16 protein-coding genes are annotated in these 23027 nt (G+C 71.6%); 10 read left to right on the forward strand and 6 right to left on the reverse strand.

Translation table 11 applies throughout. The annotated features are described in order from the left end of the window. Positions 1–12: 12 nt before the first annotated feature. From ACX27O_RS13855 to fxsT, 3 genes are read left to right on the forward strand one after another with little or no spacing between them, the layout of a single operon-like run. Positions 13–672, forward strand: a complete 660-nt coding sequence (locus ACX27O_RS13855) for a TIR-like protein FxsC (RefSeq protein ID WP_030336755.1) — start codon at positions 13–15, stop codon at positions 670–672. After that, positions 669–1940 carry a TIR-like protein FxsC gene (locus ACX27O_RS13860; RefSeq protein ID WP_051708808.1) on the forward strand — a complete coding sequence of 424 codons (1272 nt, stop codon included), beginning with the start codon at positions 669–671 and terminating at the stop codon, positions 1938–1940. Before ACX27O_RS13855 ends, ACX27O_RS13860 begins: the two co-directional genes overlap by 4 nt. After that, complete coding sequence (gene fxsT / locus ACX27O_RS13865) at positions 1937–5806, forward strand: FxSxx-COOH system tetratricopeptide repeat protein (protein WP_030336751.1); 3870 nt, start codon at positions 1937–1939, stop codon at positions 5804–5806. The genes ACX27O_RS13860 and fxsT overlap by 4 nt, the downstream gene beginning before the upstream one ends. 51 nt (positions 5807–5857) lie before the next feature. Here fxsT and ACX27O_RS13870 read toward each other — a convergent pair whose 3' ends face one another. Then, a complete protein-coding gene (locus tag ACX27O_RS13870; protein ID WP_458939533.1) occupies positions 5858–6766 on the reverse strand; it encodes an alpha/beta fold hydrolase in 909 nt (302 codons plus the stop codon). Between the two features lie 220 nt (positions 6767–6986). Between ACX27O_RS13870 and miaB the strand changes: the two genes are divergently transcribed. After that, on the forward strand, positions 6987–8480 hold the full coding sequence (gene miaB, locus ACX27O_RS13875; RefSeq protein WP_030336748.1) for a tRNA (N6-isopentenyl adenosine(37)-C2)-methylthiotransferase MiaB: 1494 nt from the start codon (positions 6987–6989) through the stop codon (positions 8478–8480). 39 nt (positions 8481–8519) lie between these two features. On the opposite strand, the gene ACX27O_RS13880 is transcribed toward miaB, so the two are convergent. From ACX27O_RS13880 to ACX27O_RS13890, 3 genes are all read right to left on the reverse strand, one after another. Next, positions 8520–9881 (reverse strand): pectate lyase family protein, encoded by a 1362-nt coding sequence (locus ACX27O_RS13880; RefSeq protein ID WP_030336745.1) that lies wholly within the window; start codon positions 9879–9881, stop codon positions 8520–8522. Between the two features lie 237 nt (positions 9882–10118). Then, on the reverse strand, positions 10119–11705 hold the full coding sequence (locus tag ACX27O_RS13885; protein WP_458939534.1) for a cellulase family glycosylhydrolase: 1587 nt from the start codon (positions 11703–11705) through the stop codon (positions 10119–10121). 491 nt (positions 11706–12196) lie between these two features. Next, the gene (locus ACX27O_RS13890; protein ID WP_030337360.1) at positions 12197–13405 is read right to left on the reverse strand and encodes a DUF349 domain-containing protein; all 1209 of its coding nucleotides are present in this window, start codon (positions 13403–13405) and stop codon (positions 12197–12199) included. Positions 13406–13555: 150 nt separating this feature from the next. On the opposite strand from ACX27O_RS13890, the gene ACX27O_RS13895 reads away from it, so the two are divergent. The 3 genes from ACX27O_RS13895 to dapF are packed head-to-tail and all read left to right on the forward strand — an operon-like array spanning position 13556 to position 16087. Next, a complete protein-coding gene (locus ACX27O_RS13895) occupies positions 13556–14323 on the forward strand; it encodes a class III extradiol dioxygenase subunit B-like domain-containing protein (protein ID WP_358133703.1) in 768 nt (255 codons plus the stop codon). Then, positions 14206–15234, forward strand: a complete 1029-nt coding sequence (miaA, locus tag ACX27O_RS13900) for a tRNA (adenosine(37)-N6)-dimethylallyltransferase MiaA (protein WP_435821684.1) — start codon at positions 14206–14208, stop codon at positions 15232–15234. Before ACX27O_RS13895 ends, miaA begins: the two co-directional genes overlap by 118 nt. 7 nt (positions 15235–15241) lie before the next feature. Then, positions 15242–16087: a diaminopimelate epimerase gene (gene dapF / locus ACX27O_RS13905; RefSeq protein WP_210861499.1), complete on the forward strand. Its 846-nt coding sequence runs from the start codon at positions 15242–15244 to the stop codon at positions 16085–16087. A gap of 126 nt (positions 16088–16213) precedes the next feature. On the opposite strand, the gene ACX27O_RS13910 is transcribed toward dapF, so the two are convergent. Beyond that, on the reverse strand, positions 16214–17680 hold the full coding sequence (locus ACX27O_RS13910) for an NAD-dependent malic enzyme (protein WP_358128367.1): 1467 nt from the start codon (positions 17678–17680) through the stop codon (positions 16214–16216). A 183-nt stretch (positions 17681–17863) separates the two neighbouring features. On the opposite strand from ACX27O_RS13910, the gene hflX reads away from it, so the two are divergent. Further along, complete coding sequence (gene hflX, locus ACX27O_RS13915; protein ID WP_030337369.1) at positions 17864–19318, forward strand: GTPase HflX; 1455 nt, start codon at positions 17864–17866, stop codon at positions 19316–19318. 50 nt (positions 19319–19368) lie between these two features. After that, positions 19369–21075, forward strand: a complete 1707-nt coding sequence (locus ACX27O_RS13920) for a hypothetical protein (RefSeq protein WP_458939535.1) — start codon at positions 19369–19371, stop codon at positions 21073–21075. Between the two features lie 73 nt (positions 21076–21148). On the opposite strand, the gene lexA is transcribed toward ACX27O_RS13920, so the two are convergent. Next, a complete protein-coding gene (gene lexA / locus ACX27O_RS13925; RefSeq protein ID WP_030337371.1) occupies positions 21149–21934 on the reverse strand; it encodes a transcriptional repressor LexA in 786 nt (261 codons plus the stop codon). Positions 21935–22473: 539 nt separating this feature from the next. Here lexA and nrdR point away from each other — a divergent pair. Continuing rightward, positions 22474–22974: a transcriptional regulator NrdR gene (gene nrdR / locus ACX27O_RS13930; protein ID WP_210858234.1), complete on the forward strand. Its 501-nt coding sequence runs from the start codon at positions 22474–22476 to the stop codon at positions 22972–22974. Positions 22975–23027 lie beyond the last annotated feature (53 nt).

Genomic DNA, 23027 nt, shown 5'->3' on the forward strand with positions numbered 1-23027 from the left:
GGAGGGGCAGCGGTGAGCACAGTGGACGCACCCTCCGGAGCGCGCGCCCCGCTCTTCTTCATCAGCTATTCGCGGGCGCCGGTCGGCCGGGCCACCGGCAAACCCGCCGAATACGTCTCCCGTTTCTTCGAAGACCTCTCCGTCCACGTCAGCGAGCTGGTCGGCCCGGTGACCGGAGTGGACGCCGGCTTCCTGGACACCTCCATCGCCGGTGGCGAACGCTGGAGCCCGGAGCTGCTCCAGGCCGCCGGCACCTGCCAGGTCTTCGTTCCGCTGGTGTCCAGCGCGCTGCTCGGCAGCGAGTGGTGCGGCCGGGAGTGGGACGCGTTCTCCCGCCGGCGGATCACCCCGCGACACAGCTCCGCGTCGGTGCACGAGACGGCGATCGTGCCGGTCACCTGGTCGCCGACCAACGGCACGGCACTGCCTCGGGTGCTCCGCGACATCCAGCGCTTCTCCCCGACCGCGATGCCGGATCCCGACATCGCGGTGCACTACCAGCGGGACGGGGTCTATGGCTTGCTGACCATGCAGTGGGAGAACGCGTACCGGGCGGTGGTCTGGCGGCTCGCGCAGCGGATCGTCGCCATCCACCGGTCCTACCTGGTCGAACCCTGGGTGCCGGCGAGCGTGGACGAGCTGTGCAACCGGTTCGCCGAGGAGCCGTCGTGAGCCCGCCGACGGACCGGCGTCGGTCGGGGGCGCGCGGGACGTACTTCTTCCTGAGCTACGCCCACTCGGCGCCCCCGCCGGGCGCCCGGGCCGACGCCGACGTCTGGGTCGGCCAGTTCTTCGCCGATCTGACCGACGAGGTGCGGCGTCAGGCGCGACCGGTCGCCGGGATGCGGATCGGCTTCTTCGACCAGCACATCCCGTTGGGCGCCGACTGGAAGGCCGCGCTCGCCGACGCGCTCGGTGACGCCGAGGTCTTCGTCCCGCTCTACTCACCCGGCTACTTCAGCCGTCCCTGGGCACTGGGGGAGCAGGAGTCCTTCCGGGCCCGGCTGGCCGCCGCCGGCCCGGCCCGGCTCACCGCCGGGCACCTCACCCCGGTGCTGTGGATCCCGTTCCCCCCGTGGGAGGCCCACCCGGAGCTGGACGGCGCCCTCGACCTGGGCCGCGACGTCCCGGAGTACGCCGCCGACGGCCTGCGCGCGTTCTGCATGCTGGCCTCCTACCGGACCCAGTACGAGCTGCTGCTGAGCCGGCTGGCGAGCCGGATCGTGCACACCGCCGAGCGGCGACCGATGGGCCCGTCCCGAGCGCCCGGCCTGGACGAGGTGGTCCGCCCGGCGCCGACCGACCCGGACTTCGTCGTCGCCGTCCTGGCCCCGACCCGGGACCGGCTGCCGACCGATCGCGACCCCGCCGGCTACGCCGCCAGCGGCCGGCTCTGGCGGCCGTACGGGCGCAGCCAGCAGCTGCCCGCCGCCGAGTACGCGGCCAGCACCGCCGAGCGGCTCGGGCTGTCGGCCCGGACGGAGGACTTCGCGCAGGCCTCGGCGCTGCTCGATCGGCGGCCCGCGGTGCTGCTCGTCGACCCGTGGATCGCGGCGGCCCCGGACGCGGCCAAGGTCCTCGCCCGGATGGTGCGCGGCCTGCGCGAGTGGGTCGTTCCGCTGGTGGTCACCGACGACGACGACACGCAGGACGCCACCCACTGGGCCACCGAGGTGACCCAGCTCCTGCAGGACGCCGGTCTGCCCCAGGTGAAGCGCGCGTGCAGCATGCCGGAGTTCGTCGACCTGATGCCGGCGTTGGTCACCGAGGCGCGCCGGCAGTTCCTCAAGCACGGCCCGGTCGTCCCCTTCGAACCACCGCCGGAGCCGGTGCCGCGTCTGCGTGACGGCCTGCCCGCGGCCGGCTCGATCGTGTCGACCGACTCCGCGTCCCCGCCTGATGATCCGGCCCCACCGCGTCCCCACGGAGAAGACCGATGAACAACGATCGCGAAGGCCAGGTCGTCACCTTCTACTCGTTCAAGGGTGGAACGGGCCGGACGATGGCGCTGGCCAACGTCGCCTGGATCCTGGCGGCCAGCGGCCGGCGGGTGCTCGTCGCCGACTGGGACCTCGAGTCGCCGGGTCTGCACCGCTTCTTCCACCCGTTCCTCGACGCCGAGGCGATCCAGGGCACCAGCGGCGTGATCGACATGATCCGCGACTACGAGTGGGAGACCACCCGGGTCAACGACCGGCCGGACCGCTGGATGGAGCAGTACGCCCGGGTGGGGCGGCACGCCTTCTCGCTGCGGTGGACCTTCCCCGACGGTGGTGGCCTCGACTTCCTCTCCGCCGGCCGGCAGAACAGCGACTACGCCGTGTCAGTGAGCGGCCTGGACTGGGACAACTTCTACAACCGGCTGGGCGGGGCGCAGTTCTTCGAGGCGCTGCGGGCGGACATGAAACGCCAGTACGACTTCACCCTGATCGACAGTCGGACGGGGTTGAGCGACGTCGCCGACATCTGCACCCTGCACCTGCCGGACACCCTTGTCGACTGCTTCACCCTCAGCGACCAGGGCATCGACGGCGCGGCCCGGGTGGCGCACTCGGTCCGGGACCGGTACCGGCGGCGCGACATCCGGGTGCTGCCGGTGCCGATGCGGGTCGACCAGGCGGAGAAGGAGCGGGCCGAGGCGGGTCGCCTGCTGGCCATGCGCCGCTTCGCCGGCCTGCCGGCGGGCATGACCGAGGCGGAACGGCGGCGCTACTGGGCCGCGGTGGAGGTCCCGTACCGACCGTTCTACGCGTACGAGGAGACCCTCGCCACGTTCGGCGATCCGCCGGGCTCACCGACGTCGCTGCTGGCCGCGTTCGAGACGTTGACGGGGATCCTCACCGACGGGGCGGTGACCGCGCTGCCGGTGATGGACGAGTCGGTGCGGGAGCGGGGCAAGGCCCGGTTCCGCCGCCGCACCGAGGCGATCGACGACCAGATCGTGCTCCGGTACGCGCCGGAGGACGCCATCTGGGCCGAGTGGCTGGAGCGGGTGCTCAGCTCGGCGGGGCTGCGGGTGGTGGAGCCCACCGCCGCCGTCGGGTCCGCCGGTACGCCGGCCCCGCGCACGCTGACGGTGGTCTCGCCGGCCTACGTGGCGACGCCGTCGGGCGGTCTGCCCGACCGCGACACGAGCACCGGCTCCACGGCCCTGGCCGTCTACGTCGCTGACCTGCGCCCGCTGGCGGAGTTCCCGTCGCAGAGCTCCACCAACCTGGTCAACGTGAGCGCCGCGACCGCCGTGGAGCGGGTGTTGCGGCTGGTCGGCCGGCCGGTGCCGTCGTCGGCGGACGGGCCGGCCGGTGGGGCGACCCGTTTCCCCGGCACCGAGCCGTTGATCTTCAACGCGCCCAACCGGAACGCCCGGTTCACCGGCCGGGAGGACGACCTGGCGCGGCTGCGCGCGCAGTTGCAGAGCGGGGGCAGCGCGGTGGTGCTGCCGGTCGCCCTGCAGGGCATGGGCGGCGTCGGAAAGACGCAGGTGGCCCTGGAGTACGTGCACCGGTTCAAGGCCGCGTACGACGTGGTGTGGTGGATCGTGGCGGACCCGCCGCAGTTCGTCGACAGCGCTCTCGCCGACCTCGCCGGTCGCCTCGGCATCCTCGTCGGCCCCACCCTGCCCGACACGGTCCGGTCGGTGCTGCAGGTGCTCGGCCGTGGTGAGCCGTACGAGCGGTGGCTTGTCGTGCTGGACAACGCCGAGGAGCTCGACCAGATCGAGCCCTTCCTGCCGCAGGGCCCCGGGCACGTCCTGCTGACCTCCCGCAACCGCGCCTGGGGTGACCGGGCGAACCCGATCCAGGTGGACGTCTTCGACCGCACCGAGAGCGTGGCGCACCTCGCCCAGCGGGTGCCCACGATCAGCGCCGAGGAGGCCGACCGGGTGGCCGAGGCGCTCGGTGACCTGCCGATCGCGGTGGCCGCGGCGGGCGCCTGGCTGGCCGACACCGGCACGTCGGTCGGTGACTACCTGCGGCAGATCGAGCGGCACGGCCCCAGCGCCCTCTCCGTGGAGGCAACCTGGGACCTGTCACTGAACCGGCTGCTCGAACAGGCGCCCGCCGCGTACCGGCTGTTGCAGCTCTGTTCGGTGCTGGCCCCGGAGATCGCCCTCGAACTCATCTACAGCGACGAGATGGCGGCGGCCCTGGTCCCGTTCGACCCGTCGGTGTCGGAGCGGCTCGTGCGCGGCGCCCTGGTCCAGCAGATCAACCGCCTGGCGCTGCTCAAACTCGACGTCCAGGGCGGTCGCGTCCAGGTGCACCGGCTGTTGCAGGCGGTGGTCCGCGACCGGATGACCGAGGACGAGATCACCGCCGCCCGACACCAGGTGCACCTGGTGCTGGCCGCGTCCCGGCCCCGGGGCGACGTGGACGACCCGACCACCTGGGCCCGGTTGCGCATGCTCTGGCCGCACCTGGAGGTCTCCGAGGCGTTGACCTGCCCCGACGAGTCGGTGTGCCAACTGCTGATCGACCGGGTCCGTTACCTGTGGCAGCGCGGCGGCCTGAACCAGGCCGACGGGTTCAGCCAGGAGGTGGACGACACCTGGAGCGCCCGGCTCGGCGACACGCGCGACGAGGTCGAGGCGTCGGCGCTGCACCGACAGTTGCTGCACCTGCGGTTCAACCGGGCGAACATCCTGCGCAGCCTGGGCCGGTTCAACGAGGCCCGGGACCTGGACGAGGCGGTGCTGGCCGAGCAGCGTCGGCTGCTGGGCCCGCTGCACCCGCACAGCCTGATGACGGCCGGCAGCCTCGGTGGTGACCTGCGGGCGCTCGGCCGCTACGCCGAGGCCCTGGAACGGGACCGGTCCACCTACGCGTCGTGGTTGCAGGTGTTCGGCGAGGACCATCCCCGGACGTTGAGCGCGGCCAACAACCTCGCCGTCTCGTACCGGCTGGTCGGTGACTACCGGTCGGCCCGCCGGTGGGACGACGAGGTGCACCAGCGGCGGCGGCTGGTGCTCGGCCCCACCCATCCGTACACCCTCGTCTCCGCCCTGCGGTTGGGCAGTGACCTGCGGGAAGCCGGCGAGTACGAGAGGTCGGCCACGCTGCTGCGCACGGTGTACGACACGTACTGCGAGGTGCTCGGCCCGGATGACGGCCAGAGTCTAGCCGCCCAGGTCAACCTGGCGGTGTCGATGCGCAGCTCCGGTCGGGGCAGCGAGGCGGCACCGATGTTCGAGACGGCCTACCGCGAACTCGACGAACGCTTCGGTCCGGACAACCCGGACACGGTGGCGTGCCGGTCGAGTCGCGCGGCGAACCTGTTGGCGGTGGGTGACGCGGCTCGGGCGCTGGCCGAGATGAACGCCGTGCGCGTGGCGTTCGAGGAGCAGCTCCGGCTCGGCCCGGAGCACCCGCACGTGCTGGCGACCGTGAGCAACATCTCCGCGGCGGAGCGTGCGCTGGGCCGCAGGTCGGACGCGCTCGCCTCGGCGGCCCGGGCGGTCGGCGAGTTGCGCAAGGTGCTCGGCCCGGACCATCCGCACACCCTTGCGGCGGAGGTCAACCAGGCGGTGTGCCTCGCCGAGGAGGGTGACTGGGAGTCGGCGCGGGACCGGTTGCGGGAGGCCGCCGGCCGGCTGGCCACGGTGATCGGTGCGGACCACCCGGACACGCTGCGCTGCCTCGGCGATCTCGCCCTGGTGGCGCGGCGGGCCGGGGACGGCCCGGCCACCGAGGACGTCGGCGTGGTGGCGGACCGGCTGGCCGAGGTGATCGGTGTGGAGCACCCCACCGTGCGGACCCTGCGCGAACGGCGGTTCGTGGTCCGGGTGATCGACCCGCACACCATCTGATCGGGTCGTTCGGCGGGCGGGTCCGATGTCCGGGCCCGCCCGGCCGGGCGTTCAGAGGTGCGGGCTGGTCGCGAGGTCCGGCGTGGCCAGCCAGGCCAGGGTCTGCGGGAGGATTTCCACGGCCCCGAAGTGCGCGGCGCCGGGCTGCACCTGCACCTCGGCGCGTGGGATCCGCGAGGCGAGCCAGTGGGAGTGCTCCACCGGGGAGAAGCGGTCCTGCTCGCCGTGCCAGAGACGGACCTCCGCACGGATGGCGTCCAGGTCGAACCCCCAGCCGCGCCGGATCGCCAGGACGTCGTCGATCCATCCCTCGGGGCCGTGGCGCAGCGCCTCGGAGTACATGTCGGTCAGCAGTCGGCGGATCGCCACGTCGTCGACGACCCGGATGTCCTCGTCGGGCAGTTGGGGGCGGAGGAAGTCCAGTAGCGTCATCGGGTCCCGGCGGGCCTCGTCCGCGCGAACCTTCAGGTTGAGCGTCAGCTCGGCCAGGTCCTCGTCGGCCTGCCCGTAGTCCTCGATGTTCGATTCCGCCATGCCCGCGTACCAGTCGAGGTCGGGTGCGCCGGCCGGGGCGAGCCCCACCAGCACGGCGGCCCTGGTGACCCGGTCCGGCAGCAGCGCGGCGCAGGCCAGGGCATGTGGTCCGCCACCGGATCGGCCCACCACGGCGAACCGGTCGATGCCGAGGTCGTCGGCGATCGCCGCCACGTCGGCGGCGGCGTCGGCCACCCGTCGACCCTCGTGCCGGTCGGAGTCGCCGTACCCGGGGCGGTCGTAGCAGACGAGGTGCACGCCGAGGCGGTAGACGACGATGCCGCGGGGTCGGGGGCCGCTGCGGCTGCCGGGGGTGCCGTGCAGCAGGAAGACCGCCGGCCCGTCCGGTGCGCCCGAGGTCTCCACCGCGAGGTGCCGGCCGTCCGGGGTCGTGACGGTGCGCTGTGTCGCCTCTTGTCGCGTCACGGTTGGCCTCCCGCGGGTCGTCATGTGCTCCCCCGTGAACGGAGCCGCGCATCGTCGGCGCCGAGTGCAAAGCCCCCGAAATCGCCCAGAACACATCCTTGTTGTGCAGCGTACTGCCCGTCGTGGATGCCCGCTATGGGCCGGCGGGTCAATGCCGGTGGGTTGGGGCACCCGAAGGGGCCGCTACCCTGGTAGCCCGAGGGGAAGGGGCACCAAGAGGGTGGCTAGGACCTACAACGTCGTGACGTACGGCTGCCAGATGAACGTGCACGATTCCGAACGGATCTCCGGCCTGCTGGAACAGGCCGGCTACGTGCGCGCCGTGCCGACCGACGACACCCCGGACATCGTCGTCTTCAACACCTGCGCCGTCCGGGAGAACGCGGACAACCGGCTCTACGGCAACCTCGGTCGGCTGCGCCCGGTGAAGGACAAGCACCCCGGGATGCAGATCGCTGTCGGCGGCTGCCTGGCCCAGAAGGACCGCGGCGACATCGTCCGCAAGGCGCCCTGGGTGGACGTGGTCTTCGGCACCCACAACATCGGCGCGCTGCCGGTGCTGCTGGAGCGGGCCCGGCACAACGCCGCCGCCGAGGTGGAGATCCTCGAGTCCCTCGACGTCTTCCCGTCCACGCTGCCCACCCGCCGCGAGTCCACCTACGCCGGCTGGGTGTCGATCTCGGTGGGCTGCAACAACACCTGCACGTTCTGCATCGTGCCCGCGCTGCGCGGCAAGGAGAAGGACCGGCGCCCCGGCGACATCCTCTCGGAGGTGCGCGCCCTGGTCGACGAGGGCGTGCTGGAGGTGACCCTGCTCGGGCAGAACGTCAACTCCTACGGTGTCGAGTTCGGCGACCGGTACGCGTTCGGCAAACTGCTGCGGGCCTGCGGCGACATCGACGGCCTGGAGCGGGTCCGGTTCACGAGCCCGCACCCGAAGGACTTCACCGACGACGTGATCGCCGCGATGGCCGAGACGCCGAACGTGTGCCACTCGCTGCACATGCCGTTGCAGTCCGGCTCCGACGACGTGCTCAAGGCGATGCGTCGGTCCTACCGCTCCGAGCGCTACCTGGGGATCATCGAGAAGGTCCGGGCGGCGATGCCGGACGCGGCGATCACCACCGACATCATCGTCGGCTTCCCCGGTGAGACCGAGGCCGACTTCCAGCGCACCCTGGACGTGGTCCGCGAGGCACGGTTCTCCTCGGCCTTCACCTTCCAGTACTCGAAGCGGCCCGGCACCCCCGCCGCGACAATGGACGACCAGCTGCCCAAGCAGGTCGTGCAGGAGCGCTACGAGCGGCTGGTCGCCTGCGTCGAGGAGATCACCTGGGCGGAGAACAAGCGCCTCGTCGGGGAGACCGTCGAGGTGCTGGTGGCCGTCGGCGAGGGCCGCAAGGACGAGCGGACCGGCCGGATGTCCGGTCGGGCCCGCGACGGTCGGCTCGTGCACTTCGCCACCGGGACGCCCGGCGGGGAGTCCCTCGCCGGTCAGATCCGGCCGGGCGACATCGTGCACACCACGATCACGTACGCCGCGCCGCATCACCTGAACGCCGACGGCGCGCCGGTGGCGCACCGGCGTACCCGGGCCGGCGACGCGGCCGAGGCGGGCCGCTCCCCGCGTACCCCCGGGGTGCTGCTCGGTCTGCCGACGATCGGCGCACCGCCGGTCGCGCCTGCCCCCGCCGCCGGCTGCGCCACCCACTGACCGCACGGAAGGGCCCCTCGCTGAGGGGCCCTTCCGCGGTCAGACGGTGATCTTGCCGGCGCCGGCGCCCGCCGTCACGATGGACTTGACGTTGCTCGCGGTGTCCAGCTGGTACGAGTACGGGATGCTGGCCACGCTGCCGCCGGCCTGGCCGGTGGGCGAGTTGACGAAGTGGTTGTTGCGGGCGACCAGGCTGCCGGGCCCCGAGTCGCCCTCACCGAGGTGGTACGGGTCGTCGACGTTCTCGAAGTAGTTGCCCTCGACGAGCACGCCGGCGTTCTCGGTGGAGGCCACGCCGTAGCCGCCGTTGGCCCGGTAGTAGTTGTTGTACACGTGCACCGGGTTGCCGAAGCGCACCCGGGGGTTGCGCTGGTTGCTGCCGTCGAACCAGTTGTGGTGGTAGCTGACCCGCAGGTGACCGACGTCCTGGCCGGCGTTGTCGTCGCTGTGGCCGAGCAGCATGGTCTTGTCGTGGCTGAAGACCCGGTTCCACGAGACGGTGACGAAGTCCGAGCCGCGCTTGATGTCGACGGCGCCGTCGTAGCCGTTGCTGAAGCTGTTGTGGTCGATCCAGATGTTGGTGGCCGACTCCTGCACGTTGATCGCGTCGTCGTTCCAGTTGCGGAAGGTCAGGTTGCGGATGATCACGTTGCGGTCACCGCTGATGTTGAATCCGCAGCCGACGATCGTCGCCCCGTAGTTGCCGAGGATGGTCTTGTTGGACCGGACCCGCAGCATGCCGGAGCAGGTGATGGTCCCGGTCACCCGGATCACCGCGGCGCCGGTGGCGTTCAGCGCGCTGGTCAGGCCCGACGCGTTGCTGACGGTGGTGGTGCCGGCGTTGCCGCCGCCGGTGGTGCCGCCGTTCTGGGTGGCCCAGCCGACCAGTGCCGACGGCTGCTGGCCGGGCGGGGGAGTGCTCGATGGTGGCGGGGTGCTCGGCGGTGGGGTGCTGGGCGGCGGCGTGGTCGGTGTGGTGCTGCCGGTGCAGGCGACGTTGTTCACTGTGAAGCTGCTCGGCGCGGGGTTGCTGGAGTTGTTCCAGCTGGCGTTGAAGCCGAACGTGGCGCTGCCGTTGGTCGCCAGGTTGCCGTTGTAGTCGACGTTGGTCGCGGAGACCTGGCTGCCGCTCTGCGTGGCGGTGGCGCCCCACGCCTGGCTGACCTGCTGACCGGCCCCGTACGACCAGCGCAGCGTCCACCCGGAGATCGGGTCGCCGAGGTTGGTGACAGTGACGTTTCCGGTGAATCCGCCCGGCCACTGGCTGGCGACCGAGTACGCCACCTGGCAGCCGGCGGCCGCCTGGGCGGACACGGAGGTCAGCAGCCCGGCGGTGACGAGGGCGGCGGTCGCTGCGGCCGTGGTGGCGATCAGCGTTGTTCGACGGCGTGCTGTGCGCATGCTGCTTCCTTTCGGTGAGGCGGACGGAGGTGTCGCGACGCCCATGCCCGTGGGCGGCGAGTCTCGGCCGGGACCAGTGGTCCTCGGGCCCGCCAGTGCAGGTTCGTGAAGGAAAGCGGCTCCCGCGCTCGCGCCCACCGACGAAGAGGCAAGCGCTTTCCCGATAAAAGCATAGGCGAACCTCGATGTAAATGGCCGGGACGGCCGATGCGGTGCGCACCGGCCGTCCCGGGTGGTTCAGCAGCTGGTGCCGTTGAGTTTCACGGTGCCCGGCGCGCTGGCCGTGCCGTTGGCGGTGAAGCCCACGGTGACCGACCCGCCCGCCGGCAGCGACGGGGCGTGACTCGGGGCGGCGGCGGTGACCGTCGTGCCGGACTGCGTGACTGTGGCGTTCCAGCCACTGCCCAACGTCACCCCGGACGGCCAACTCCAGGTGACCGACCAGGGGTTCACCGCGCCCGAGCCGGTGTTCTTCACCGTCAACTCACCCTGGAAGCCGCCCTGCCAGGCGTTCACCTGCCGGTACGTGGCCGTGCAGGCGCCGGTCGGCGGGTCCGTCGGCCCACCCGTCGGGCCACCGGTCGGCCCACCCGTGCCACCCGACGGCGCGATCAGGTACGGCTGCAGAATCGCCTGCTTGGCGGTGTTGATATTGGTCCAGTCGTCCAACGCGATGCCGCCGGTGTCACCCGAGTTGGGGTTCCACGACCAGTAGGTGAAGGACATCCCGGTCACCCCGGTCCCGGTGTACGCCATCAACTTCTCCAGCCACACCTTGTCCTTCGGGTCGACAAGGGTGCTGCCGAACTCGCCCATCATGATCGGCGCGATGTTCTGCTTGTAGAGGTAACCGAAGTACTTGTCCCAGATGGCCGGCATGTTCGCCGGGTAGTCCGGGGCGTCGAACCAGGTCTGCCGGTACACCGAGGTCGCGTACTCGTGCGGCGAGTAGACCAGCCGGTTCGCCACGTTCAGCCGTACCGGGAACTGCCCCGCCTTCGACAGGTTGCCGCCCCACCAGCCGCAGTCCTCGTCATTGCTCGGGTCGTTGTCCCAGACGTTGGAGAGGCCACCGCTGGGGCAGCTCACCCCCTCGACGAAGATCAACCAGTTGGGCTGGACGCCGAGGATGGCGTTTCCGGCCCGCTCGGCGGCGAGCCGCCAGTCCCGGCTGGTGTCACCGCAGCCCCAGCACGCGCCGGTGGCCGCCGGGTTGGTGCCCTCCGCGTGCGGCTCGTTGTGCAGGTCGGCGCCGATCACCGTCGGGTTGCCCGCGTACCGCTGGGCGAGCATCTTCCAGTCGTTGATCCAGGTCGCCTCGGAGACCGTCGAGGTGTACCAGAGCGGCGACTGCCCGGCCGCCGTCGGCCGGTGCCGGTCCAGGATGATCCGCATGCCCTTGCTGCCGGCGTAGTCGATCACCTTGTCCAGGATCTGCAACGGCGACAGCCCGATCAGGTCCGGGTTGACGAAGTCGTTGATCCCACTGGCCGTCGCGCCCGCCTTCAGCGCGTCGTTCGAGTACGGCACCCGCAGCGTGTTGTAACCCAGCCGGGCCATCGTGTCGAGCTGCCCCTTCCACGGGTTGTTCGACCACAACCCGTGGAAGGTCTTGTTGTCGGTCTCCATGCCGAACCAGTTGATGCCGGTCAACCGGACCGTGGCACCGGTGCTGTCCACGATCTGGTTGCCGCTGGTGTGCAGATAACCGGTACCGGTGCCAGCGGCAACGGCCGGACTGGTGCTGGCGGCGGCGATGAACACGCCGGCCGCGACGGTGACGAGCGCGGTGAGCGCGCCGCCGAGAGCTTTGGGACGGAACATTCGAGCTCCACTTCGGAGGTCCGGCGCCGTCCAGTGACGACGCCGGCGGGCGGCCGTGCGCACGTCACGGTCCCTCAGGGGTACGCGGACAGTGCGCGACGGCCCATGTCACGCGGACGTGTCACTCGCGCAGGCTCACCGGCGACCCTCGACGGCGGTTGCTCCGCCTTCGTCGCCCTCGTGCCGGTGGCCCTACCTGACTCCGTCGCTCATTCTGATCAGCCCAGGTCAATGCGTCAACCTGCGCCCCCGCCCACCCCGCCCTGCCCCGCCCCGCCCCCGCCGTCCCGGCGCCGCCCACCCGTCTCCGCGGTCCCGCCTTTCGGCAAGATCCGCGCAACATCAGGGATGTTGCTGTCTGTCGGTCGCCGGAGGCAGCAACATCCCTGAACTTGCGCGGATCTTGGCCCCCGGCGGCGCGGTGGGGTGTGGGTTGGACACGCGAGAGCCCCCGGTCCCACGAGGGACCGGGGGCTCCGGACGTCGTCAGCTCAGCCGGCCTGCTCGGCGAGTTGCAGGAACTGCCGCTTGGAGGCGAGGGCCTGCTCAGCCTCCTTGATCCGGCGTGCGTCCCCGGCGCTCTGCGCCCGGGCCAGCCGGTCCTCGGCCTCCGCCACCTGCGCCCGCATCTGGGCGAGCAGCGGGTTGTCCTCCTTGGTGGTGCGACGCCACGCCGAGTCCATCACGTCACGGACCTTGTCGTCGATGGCGCGCAGACGCCGCTCCAGCCCGGCGGCCGCCTCGCGGGGCACCCGACCGGCCTCGTGCCACTGGGCCTGGATCTCCCGCAGCTTGGCCTGGGCGCCCTTCGGGTCGGCGTCGATGTCCAACGCCTCGGCCTCGGCGAGCAGGGCCTGCTTGCGCTCCAGGTTGCCGCGCTGCTCGTTGTCGCGGGCAGAGAAGACCTCGCTGCGCCGGCTGAAGAAGGCGTCCTGGGCACCCCGGAACCGTTCCCAGAGCTTCTGCTCGGCCTCCTTGGAGGCGCGCGGAGCGGCCTTCCACTGGGTCATCAGGTCCTTGAGCTGGTTTGCCGTGGCGGCCCAGTCGGTGGAGTCCTGAAGCTTCTCCGCTTCGGCGACCAGCTCCTCCTTGACGGTCTGCGCCTGCTTGCGCTGCGAGTCCAGGGAGGCGAAGTGGGCGCCACGGCGGCGGGTGAAGCCGTCCCGGGCGGCGGCGAACCGCTTCCACAGCTCACCGTCGGCCTTCTTGTCGACCCCACGGATGGTCTTCCACTCGTCGAGGATCTCCTTGAGCCGGTCCCCGGCGGTCTTCCACCCGGTGGACTCGGCGGCCAGCTTCTCGGCCTCCTCGACCAGGGCGGTCTTGCGGGCCAGGGCCTCGACGCGCGCGGCGTCCCGGGCGGCGCGCGCCTCGCCGGCCTTCTCCTCGGCGAACGTCGCCAGCTTGTCCAGGCGTGCGGCGAGCGCGTCGATGTCGCCGACCACGTTGGCCTCGGGCAGCGTGGCGCGGATCCGCCGGATCGTGCTCAACGAGTGCCCGGCATCAGCCGCACCCGACTTGAGCCGTGCCTCGGTCAGGTCCACCTCGGTGACCAGATCGGCGAAGCGGCGCGCGAAGTGTGCCAGACCTTCCTCCGGCGCACCCGCCTGCCAGGATCCGACCACCCGCTCGCCCTCGGTGGTCTTGACGTACACGGTGCCGTCCGCGTCCACCCGTCCGAAGGCAGTCCAGTCGCTCATGTGCCCATCCTCGTTCTCCCGGCGTCGAGGGAACGAACCCCCGTCGCCGCCACGGCGCAGCCAAGTTACTTCCGGCATTGTCACAGGTCTCACCCGGTCCGCGTCGAGCGCCTATCGCCGACCGTGACCATACGGTGTCCTAGGGGCCGAATGACCGGATCGGCGCGGAGACGCACCGGGGATTCCCGCTACGGTGACAGGGTGCCACTGGTCGCCGCCGCCGTCTGCCCGCATCCGCCCCTGCTCGTGCCCGAGGTGGCCGGGTCAGCGGCCCCCGAGCTGGACGATCTGCGGGCGGCCTGTGACACCGCCGTACGCCGGCTGTTGGCCACCGATCCGGACATCGTGGTGCTGCTGGGCACCGGCCCGGTGACCGGCCCGATCCGCACCCCGGCGACCGGGTCCCTCCAGCCCTGGGGCGTCGACCTGGACGTGCCGCTGGTGCCCGGCCAGCCCGACCGGGGCGCGGTGCTGCCGTTGAGCCTGACCATCGGCGCGTGGCTGCTGAGTCGCCACAACCCTCGGGTCCCGGTGACCGCCGTGCAGGTGGCCACCGACGCCGGCCCGGCCGAGCTGGCCGCGCTCGCCGAGCAGGTCGACGCCGCGGGTGACCGGGTGGCGGCGCTGGTGCTGGGGGACGGGTCGGCCTGCCGGGGAGAGAAGGCACCCGGGTACGACGACGCGCGTGCCCTCCCGTACGACCAGGGGGTTGCCGCGGCGCTGGCCGCCGCGGACCTGGACGCCCTGCTCGACCTCGACCCGGTGGTGTCGGCGGAGCTGAAGGCCGCCGGTCGCGCCCCCTGGCAGGTGCTGGCCGGCGCGGCCCGCGCGGCCGGCTCACCGTGGCGCGGCGAGTTGCTGCACGACTCCGTCCCCTACGGTGTGGCCTACTTCGTGGCGTCCTGGGAGCGGGCGTGACCAGCGGCACGGTCGTCGCGGTGGTCGGCCCGACGGCGGCCGGCAAGTCGGCGCTGAGCATCGCGTTGGCGCACGCCCTGGACGGGGAGGTGGTCAACGCCGACTCGATGCAGCTCTACCGGGGCATGGACATCGGCACCGCCAAGCTGACAGTCGCCGAGCGGGACGGTGTGCCGCATCACCTGCTGGACATCTGGGAGGTCACCGAGCCGGCGAGCGTCGCGGAGTACCAGCGGCTGGCGCGCGCGGCGGTGGACGACATCCTGTCCCGGGGGCGGGTGCCGCTGCTCGTCGGTGGCTCCGGGCTGTACGTGCGGGCGGTGCTGGAGCGCTTCGAGTTCCCGGGCACCGACGCGGCGTTGCGGGAGCGGCTGGAACGGGAGTTGGCAGAGGTCGGCCCGGCCCCGCTGTACGCGCGGCTGCGCGCCGCCGACCCGGCCGCCGCCGAGAGCATCCTGCCGGGTAACGGGCGTCGGATCGTGCGGGCCCTGGAGGTGATCGAGTTGACCGGCGCGCCGTTCGCCGCGTCGCTGCCGCAGCCCACGCCGTACTACCCGTCGGTGCAGCTCGGCGTCGACCTGGACACCGGGCTGCTGGACGAGCGGATCGCGCTGCGGGTGGACCGGATGTGGGCCGACGGCCTGGTGTCCGAGACCCGTGAGCTGGTCGGGCACGGGCTGCCCGAGGGGCGCACGGCGAGTCGGGCGCTCGGCTACCAGCAGGTGCTGCGCATGCTGGCCGGCGAGTTGACCGAGGCGCAGGCGCACGACGAGACGGTCCGGGCCACCCGGCGCTTCGTCCGCCGGCAGCGGTCCTGGTTCCGGCGCGACCCGCGCATCCACTGGCTGGACTCGACGACCCCGGACCTGATCGGGGCCGCCCTGCGCCTGGTGCCGGCCGTTGCGCGATGATGGGGGAGTGGAGTTCACCAAGGGCCACGGCACCGGCAACGACTTCGTCCTCCTCCCCGACCCGGACGGTCAGCTCGACCTGACCCCGGAGCTGGTCGCGGCGCTCTGCGACCGGCGGCGGGGCATCGGCGCGGACGGCGTACTACGGGTGGTCCGCGCGGCCAAGCATCCGGACGGCGCAGGTCAGGCCGGCGAAGCCGAGTGGTTCATGGACTACTGGAACGCCGACGGCTCGTTCGCCGAGATGTGCGGCAACGGCGCCCGGGTCTTCGTGCGCTACCTGCTCGACACCGGGCTGGCCACGCCCGCCGGCGCGGCGCTGCCGGTGGCCACCCGGGCCGGCGTCGTGCGCGCGCTCGTCGAGGGCGACGCCGTCTCCGTCGAGATGCGCCGACCCCGGGTGTACGACGAGTCGGCCGCCACCCTCGGCGGGCTGACCCTGACCGGCGCGGTGGTGGACGTCGGCAACCCGCACCTGGTCTGCGTCCTGCCGGCCGGCGTGGAGCTGTCGGCGCTGGACCTCACCAGGGCCCCCGGGTACGACCCGGCGGTCTTCCCGAGCGGGGTGAACGTGGAGTTCATCGTGGCGGGCGACCCGGTCGACGGCACCGACGGGCACACGCTGATGCGGGTGTACGAGCGCGGCAGCGCCGAGACGCTGTCCTGCGGCACGGGTGCCTGCGCGGTGGGCGCGGTGGCCCTGCGCGACCTCGGCCGGGACACCGGAGTGGTAGCTGTCGACGTGCCCGGCGGCCGCCTCACGGTGACCGTCACCGAGAACTCGTGCTGGCTCTCCGGCCCGGCCGTGCTGGTAGCCACCGGCGACATCAACCCCACCGCCCTGCACCCCTAACGCCAACACGCCTCACCTGACGCCGGCCCTGCCCCACCACTGTTGATCAAGAGGTTTGCGTCGGATTTCGCGTCGTTCCTTACGCAAATCTCTTGATCACCAGCGTGGGTGGGGGTGGGTGCGGGGTTAGGGGGTGGCGCTGGCGTTGGCGGCGATCTCGGGGAGGTCGGCGGGGCCGGGGTCGGCGGCGGGGAGTGGGCTGGGGTTGTGCGCGGCGGCGCGGACGGCGGCGGCGACCGCCGGGGCGACCCGGGAGTCGAAGACGCTCGGCACGATCACCGTCGGGTTGATCTTGTCTTCGCCGACCACGTCCGCGATGGCCTGGGCCGCCGCGATGGCCATCTCCTCGGTGAACTCCTCGGCGTGCGCGTCCAGCATGCCGCGGAACACCCCGGGGAACGCGAGCACGTTGTTGATCTGGTTCGGCTGGTCCGAGCGGCCGGTGGCGACCACTGCGGCGTGCTTGCGCGCCTCCCGGGGGTCGACCTCCGGGTCCGGGTTCGCGAGGGCGAAGACGATCGAGTCCTTCGCCATCTGGGCGATGTCGTCGCCGGTGAGCAGGTTCGGCGCGCTGACTCCGATGAACACGTCGGCGCCCCGGATCGCGCCGGGCAGGTCGCCGGAGTAGTTCTCCTTGTTGGTGTTGTCCGCCAGCCACTGCCACGCCGAGTTGAGCCCGGTCAGCCCACGGTGCAGGGCGCCCTCCCGGTCGTACGCGATGATGTCGCCGACGCCCTGGCGCAGCAGCAGCTTCATGATCGCGGTGCCGGCCGCGCCGGCCCCGGAGACGACCACCCGGACGTCCTGGAGCTGCTTGCCCACCACCCGCAGGGCGTTGGTGAGCGCGGCCAGCACGCAGATCGCGGTGCCGTGCTGGTCGTCGTGGAAGACCGGGATGTCCAGCGCCTCGCGCAGCCGGGCCTCGATCTCGAAGCAGCGCGGCGCGGCGATGTCCTCCAGGTTGATACCGCCGTACGCCGGCGCGATCGCCTTGACGATCTGCACGATCTCGTCGGTGTCCTGGGTGTCCAGCACCACCGGCCAGGCGTCCACCCCGCCGAAGCGCTTGAACAGCGCCGCCTTGCCCTCCATCACCGGCAGCGACGCGGCCGGGCCGAGGTTGCCCAGGCCGAGCACCGCCGAGCCGTCGCTGACCACCGCGACGGTGTTGCGCTTGATGGTCAGTCGCCGGGCGTCGGCCGGGTTCTCGGCGATCGCCATGCAGACCCGGGCCACCCCCGGCGTGTACGCGCGGGACAACTCGTCGCGGTTGCGCAGCGCGACCTTCGAGGTCACCTCGATCTTGCCGCCCAGGTGCAGCAGGAACGTCCGGTCCGACACCTTGCGCACGTCCACGCCGTCCAGCGCGGTCAGCGCGTCGACCACCTGGTCGGCGTGACCGGCGTCGGCGGTGTCGCAGGTCAGGTCGACGATCACGTTGGTCGGGTCCGAGTCCACCACGTCCAGCGCCGTGACGATCGCCCCGGCCTCGCCGACGGAGGTGGTGAGCCGGCCGATCGAGGACGCGTCCGCGGTCACGGCGATCCGGATGGTGATCGAAAATCCGGCGCTGGGCAGTCGGGTGATGGCCACGGGATCCCTCCGTAACGGCTGTGCGGCCGATCGGCCGCCGCCCGCATTTCTACCGGGTTGTCGGTGCCGACCAGCATTCGCCCCCACTTTTGGCGACCTTCACCATGGGCATATAGCAGGTGCGTCAGGCGTTGTGTCATGTCAGGATTACGTTCTACTTATCAAAACGGACAGGAGAACCGCTTGCGAGACCAGGAGAGCTTTGTCCCCGTCGAGGACGAGCTCGACGACGTCACCACCGGCGAGATGGAGCTGTCGGAGCGGCAGTCCCTCCGACGCGTCCCGGGCCTGTCAACCGAGCTCACCGACGTCACCGAGGTGGAATACCGCCAGCTGCGGTTGGAGCGGGTCGTCCTGGTGGGCGTCTGGACCGAAGGCACAGTCACCGACGCGGAGAATTCCCTGACCGAGCTGGCCGCGCTGGCCGAGACCGCCGGTTCGCAGGTGCTCGAAGGGCTCATCCAGCGGCGGACCCGACCCGACCCGGCCACGTACATCGGCCGCGGCAAGGTCGACGACCTGGGCGCTGTGGTGCTCTCCACCGGCGCCGACACCGTCATCTGTGACGGTGAGTTGTCCCCGTCGCAGCTGCGCAACCTGGAGCAGCGCACCAAGGTCAAGGTTGTCGACCGGACGGCGCTGATTCTGGACATCTTCGCCCAGCACGCCAAGAGCAAGGAAGGTAAGGCGCAGGTCGAGCTGGCCCAGCTCGAATACCTGCTGCCCCGACTTCGCGGTTGGGGTGAGACGCTCTCCCGCCAGACCGGTGGTTCCGGCCGGGGCGGCGGCGCCGGCGGCGGTGTGGGTGTTCGTGGTCCCGGTGAGACCAAGCTGGAGACCGACCGGCGGCGCATCCGTCACCGCATCTCCCGGCTGCGTCGCGAGATCAAGAGCATGAAGACGGTACGCGTGACCAAGCGCGCCCGGCGTTCCCGCAACGCCGTTCCCGCGGTCGCCATCGCCGGCTACACCAACGCCGGCAAGTCCAGCCTGCTCAACCGCCTGACCGGCGCGGGCGTCCTGGTGGAGAACGCGCTGTTCGCCACGCTGGACCCGACGACCCGAAAGGCCACCGCCTCGGACGGTCGGCTCTACACGCTCTCCGACACTGTCGGCTTCGTCCGGCACCTGCCGCACCAGATCGTCGAGGCGTTCCGCTCGACGCTGGAGGAGGTCGCCGAGGCGGATCTGGTGGTGCACGTCGTCGACGGCACCCACCCGGATCCGGAGGAGCAGGTCCGGGCGGTGCACGAGGTGCTCGCCGAGGTGGGCGCGGACCGGCTGCCCGAGCTGTTGGTGGTCAACAAGACCGACGCCGCCGACGAGGACACGCTGCTGCGGCTCAAGCGGCTGTGGCCGGACGCGATCTTCGTGTCCGCGTACTCCGGTCGGGGCATGGACGAGCTGCGCGCGGCGATCGAGGAGCGGCTGCCGAGCCCGGCCGTGGAGGTCCGGGCCGTGCTGCCGTACGACCGGGGTGACCTGGTGGCTCGGGCGCACCGCACGGGTGAGGTGCTCAGCACTGCGCACCTGCCGGAGGGCACCCTGCTGCATGTGCGCGTCGGCGCGGAGTTGGCGGCGGAGCTGGCGGCGTTCGACGTGGAACGGCAGGAGCAGGTGGCCGGCAGCCGGTCCTGACCGGCCACGGCGTCATCCACCGGAAACGCGCGGCATGCGACACTGGCCGAATGCGCCGCGTTGTTTCCTCGGTCACGGTTGCCCTCGGCCTGCTCGGGGCAACCGTGGCGCTTGCCGGAGTCGCCGCGGCGGCTCCCGCCCCCGGGGCGTCCGGGCCGCCCGCCGCAAACCCTGGCCAGAAGCGATGCACGATCACCGACGAGCGCCTTCGGGAGCTGTCCGGGCTGGTCGCCACCAAGACCGGCTTCATCGTCATCAACGACGGCACCGAGGTCGCGGCACGCAAGCGGATCTTCTTCCTCGACAGCAAGTGCAAGATCGCGAAGGAGCCGGTCCGCTACTCGGGGCAGGGTCCGTTCGACACCGAGGATCTCGCCCTGTCCAAGGACGGCAAGACCCTCTGGATCGCCGACACCGGTGACAATCCCGACTCGAAGGAGCGCCGCAGCCGCGTCGCGCTCTGGTCGATGCCGGTCGCGGGTTCCAGGCTGCCGACGCTGCACCGGCTCTCCTACCCCGAGTCGAAGCCGCACGACGCCGAGGCGCTGCTCATCGGCGACGACGGAAAGCCGCTGATCATCACCAAGGTGACCAGCGGCAAGGCCGAGATCTACACGCCGTCGGCGGCCCTGAAGAGCGGGGACACCGACCCGGTGCCGCTGCAGAAGGCCGGCGAGTTCACGCTGCCGAAGACCCAGACGGAAAACCCCCTCAACACGTTCGGCCGGATCGCCATCACCGGCGCGTCCCGGACCGCTGACGGTTCCCGGGTGGTCCTGCGCACCTACGCGGACGCCTTCGAGTTCGACGTGACCGATGGTGACATCGTTGCCGCGCTCACCACCGGCAAGCCGCGGGTGACGCCGCTGGCCGACCCGTTCGGTGAGGCCATCAGTTACACCTCGGACGGGAAGTCGTTCCTCACCGTCTCCGATGCGGCCCGGTTCACCGAGGACGAGCCGCTCGACATCCTCAGCTACACCCCGTCCACCTCCACCGCGGTGCCACTGGCTCCGGAGGAGGGTGGCAAGCCGGCCGCCTCGAAGTCCTGGACGGACGGGCTGAGCCTCGACGACATCACGTACATGGTCGGCGCGGTCGGGCTGATCGGCCTGCTGTTGGTCGCCGCCGGCATCTTCGGCATCGTTCGCGCGCGGCGTCGTCCGCCGACCGCCGACCCGTCCGACACCTCGGATCCCGATGACGACCCGTTCGGCCCGCGTGGCGGCCGTGCTGACGACGACCGCAGGGGCGGTGTCTACGGTGGCGGCGCGCCGGCCGGCGGCGCGGTCTACGGCGGGGGCGCGGGTCGCGGCGGCCCGGCCCCGGCCGGTGGCGCCGTGTACGGCGGTGGCCCTCGGCCGGCCCCGGCCGATGGTGGCTACGGTGCGCCGGCACCGGGCGCCGCCGGCGTGTACGGCGGCGGACGTCCCCCGGCCGGTGGCGGCGGTCGGCCCCCTGTCAGTGGTGGCGCTCGCCCACCGGCTGGTGGCGGTCGGCCTCCGGCTGGCGGTGGTCGCCCGCACGGTGGCGGTGGTCGCCCACAGGGCGCGGGCGGTGGTCGTCCCGGCGGTGGCGTGTACGGCGGCGGCGGCGACGGCGGTCAACCCGGTCGCGCGGAGCCGCCCCGACGTGGTGGGCAGGAGCCCGACTACCGGGGTCAGCGGCCCGCTCGCCGACGCGACGACGACGCGCCCAACGACCCGTACGGGCAGTATCCCGGTGGCGGTCGCGGTCACCGGGGCGACCGCTACTGATCAGCGTTGAGGCGCTCACCCGCCCGTGACGAGCGGTGCGGGTGAGCGCCGTCGGCACCCACCCGCCGATCGGTCAGATCCGGCGGAGCACCGCCACGACCCGGCCCATGATGGTGGCGTCATCGCCGGGGATGGGGTCGAAGGCAGGGTTCTGGGGCATCAGCCAGACGTGCCCGTCGCGCCGCCGGTAGGTCTTGACGGTCGCCTCGCCGTCGAGCATCGCGGCCACGATCTCGCCGGAGTCGGCGGTCGGCTGCTGCCGGACGACCACCCAGTCGCCGTCGCAGATCGCCGCGTCGAGCATCGAGTCGCCCTTGACCTGGAGCATGAAGACCTCGCCCTCACCCACCAGCTCGCGGGGGAGCGGGAAGATGTCCTCGACGGCCTGCTCGGCGAGGATCGGCCCACCGGCGGCGATCCGACCGAGCATCGGCACGTACGCCGGAGTGGGTCGTTGTGCCCTCGACAGCTCGTCGTCGATCGCCTCACTGGGGGCGCGGACGTCCACCGCGCGTGGCCGGTTCGGGTCGCGCCGCAGGAAGCCCTTCTTTTCCAGCTCCTTGAGCTGGTAGGCGACGCTGGACGGCGACACCAGGCCGACCGCCTCGCCGATCTCGCGGACGCTCGGCGGGTAGCCGTGTCGTTCCACCCAGGTGCGGATGAACTCTAGGATGCGGCGCTGGCGGGCGGTCAGGTCGACCGTCGCCGGGTCGGGGAAGGCGCTGACCACCGGGGTGACCTGGCGCACGGCGGGCTGGCCCGTCCGGCTGCGCGCGGCGCTGCGGCGTCGGGTGGCCGGCGGGCCCGCCTCGGTGATCTGCTGCGGGCTCTTCGGCCGGCTGGCCCGGTCCTCGGTCACGTCCGTCCTCCCTGGTCGGCGCTGGGTGCCTCGTCGGCTCGTGGTGCATGCGGTGGTGCCGTTGTTCATGACCGTATAGGTGAGATCAGTCATTTTCAAACATCTGTACGACCTCTCACCGGCGTGTCGGGGTGAAAAAGCGCTCCGCTCGTACGGATGTTCTGATAAATGGTACGTCAGGTAGAACTGGTGTTCGATCGTCGGCTGTTTTCCGGCCCGGTTCTGACTCCCTGGCCGATAACCGGGGAGGGGTCGGGGCGTTGGGTCTTCGGGCGCGTTGCTGGGCGTGGATGGGCGGATGGTCCGTGACGCGCCGGACACGCCGGCCAACTTGACCCGGCTTCCTCGGCGACATACGGTCGACCCCTAGATGTAGTAGTGACACGGGCGTAAGTTGCCTACAGGTTGGGTCTGACTACCGACCGCACTCCCGTAACGTCGATCACGGCGGACGTCATCCGAGGATGGCACCGTCGCGGTGAGTCGTGCCCGGAAGTGTCCGGTGTGCTCGCAGTTGATCATTTTTTAGGAGGTGGGCGATGCGGTGTCCGTACTGCCGGCATGCTGACTCCCGGGTGGTCGACTCGCGGGAGGCCGACGACGGCCAGCTCATCCGACGGCGGCGGTCCTGCCCGGAGTGCGGCAAGCGGTTCACCACCGTCGAGGAGGCGGTCCTCGCGGTCGTCAAGCGCAGCGGGGTGACCGAGCCGTTCAGTCGCACGAAGATCATCGGCGGGGTGCGTAAGGCGTGCCAGGGCCGGCCGGTGGACGACGACTCCCTCGCGCTGCTCGCGCAGCGGGTGGAGGAGACGGTCCGGGCCAAGGGAGCCGCCGAGATCCCCAGTCACGAGGTGGGCCTGGCGATCCTGGGTCCGCTGCGCGACCTGGACGAGATCGCCTACCTGCGGTTCGCCAGCGTCTACCGCTCGTTCGACTCGCTCGCCGACTTCGAGCGCGAGATCGAGACGTTGCGGGCCGCGGCGCGAGCCCGGGAGCAGGGCCGGGCCGATGCGGTTGAGGCCGCCGGCCGTACCAGCTGAGTCTTCACGGTTTTTCGAGAGATTGGGACGCGCGGTGGGGCACCGCGCAGACG

This window comes from Micromonospora sp. SD19, from assembly GCF_054462275.1.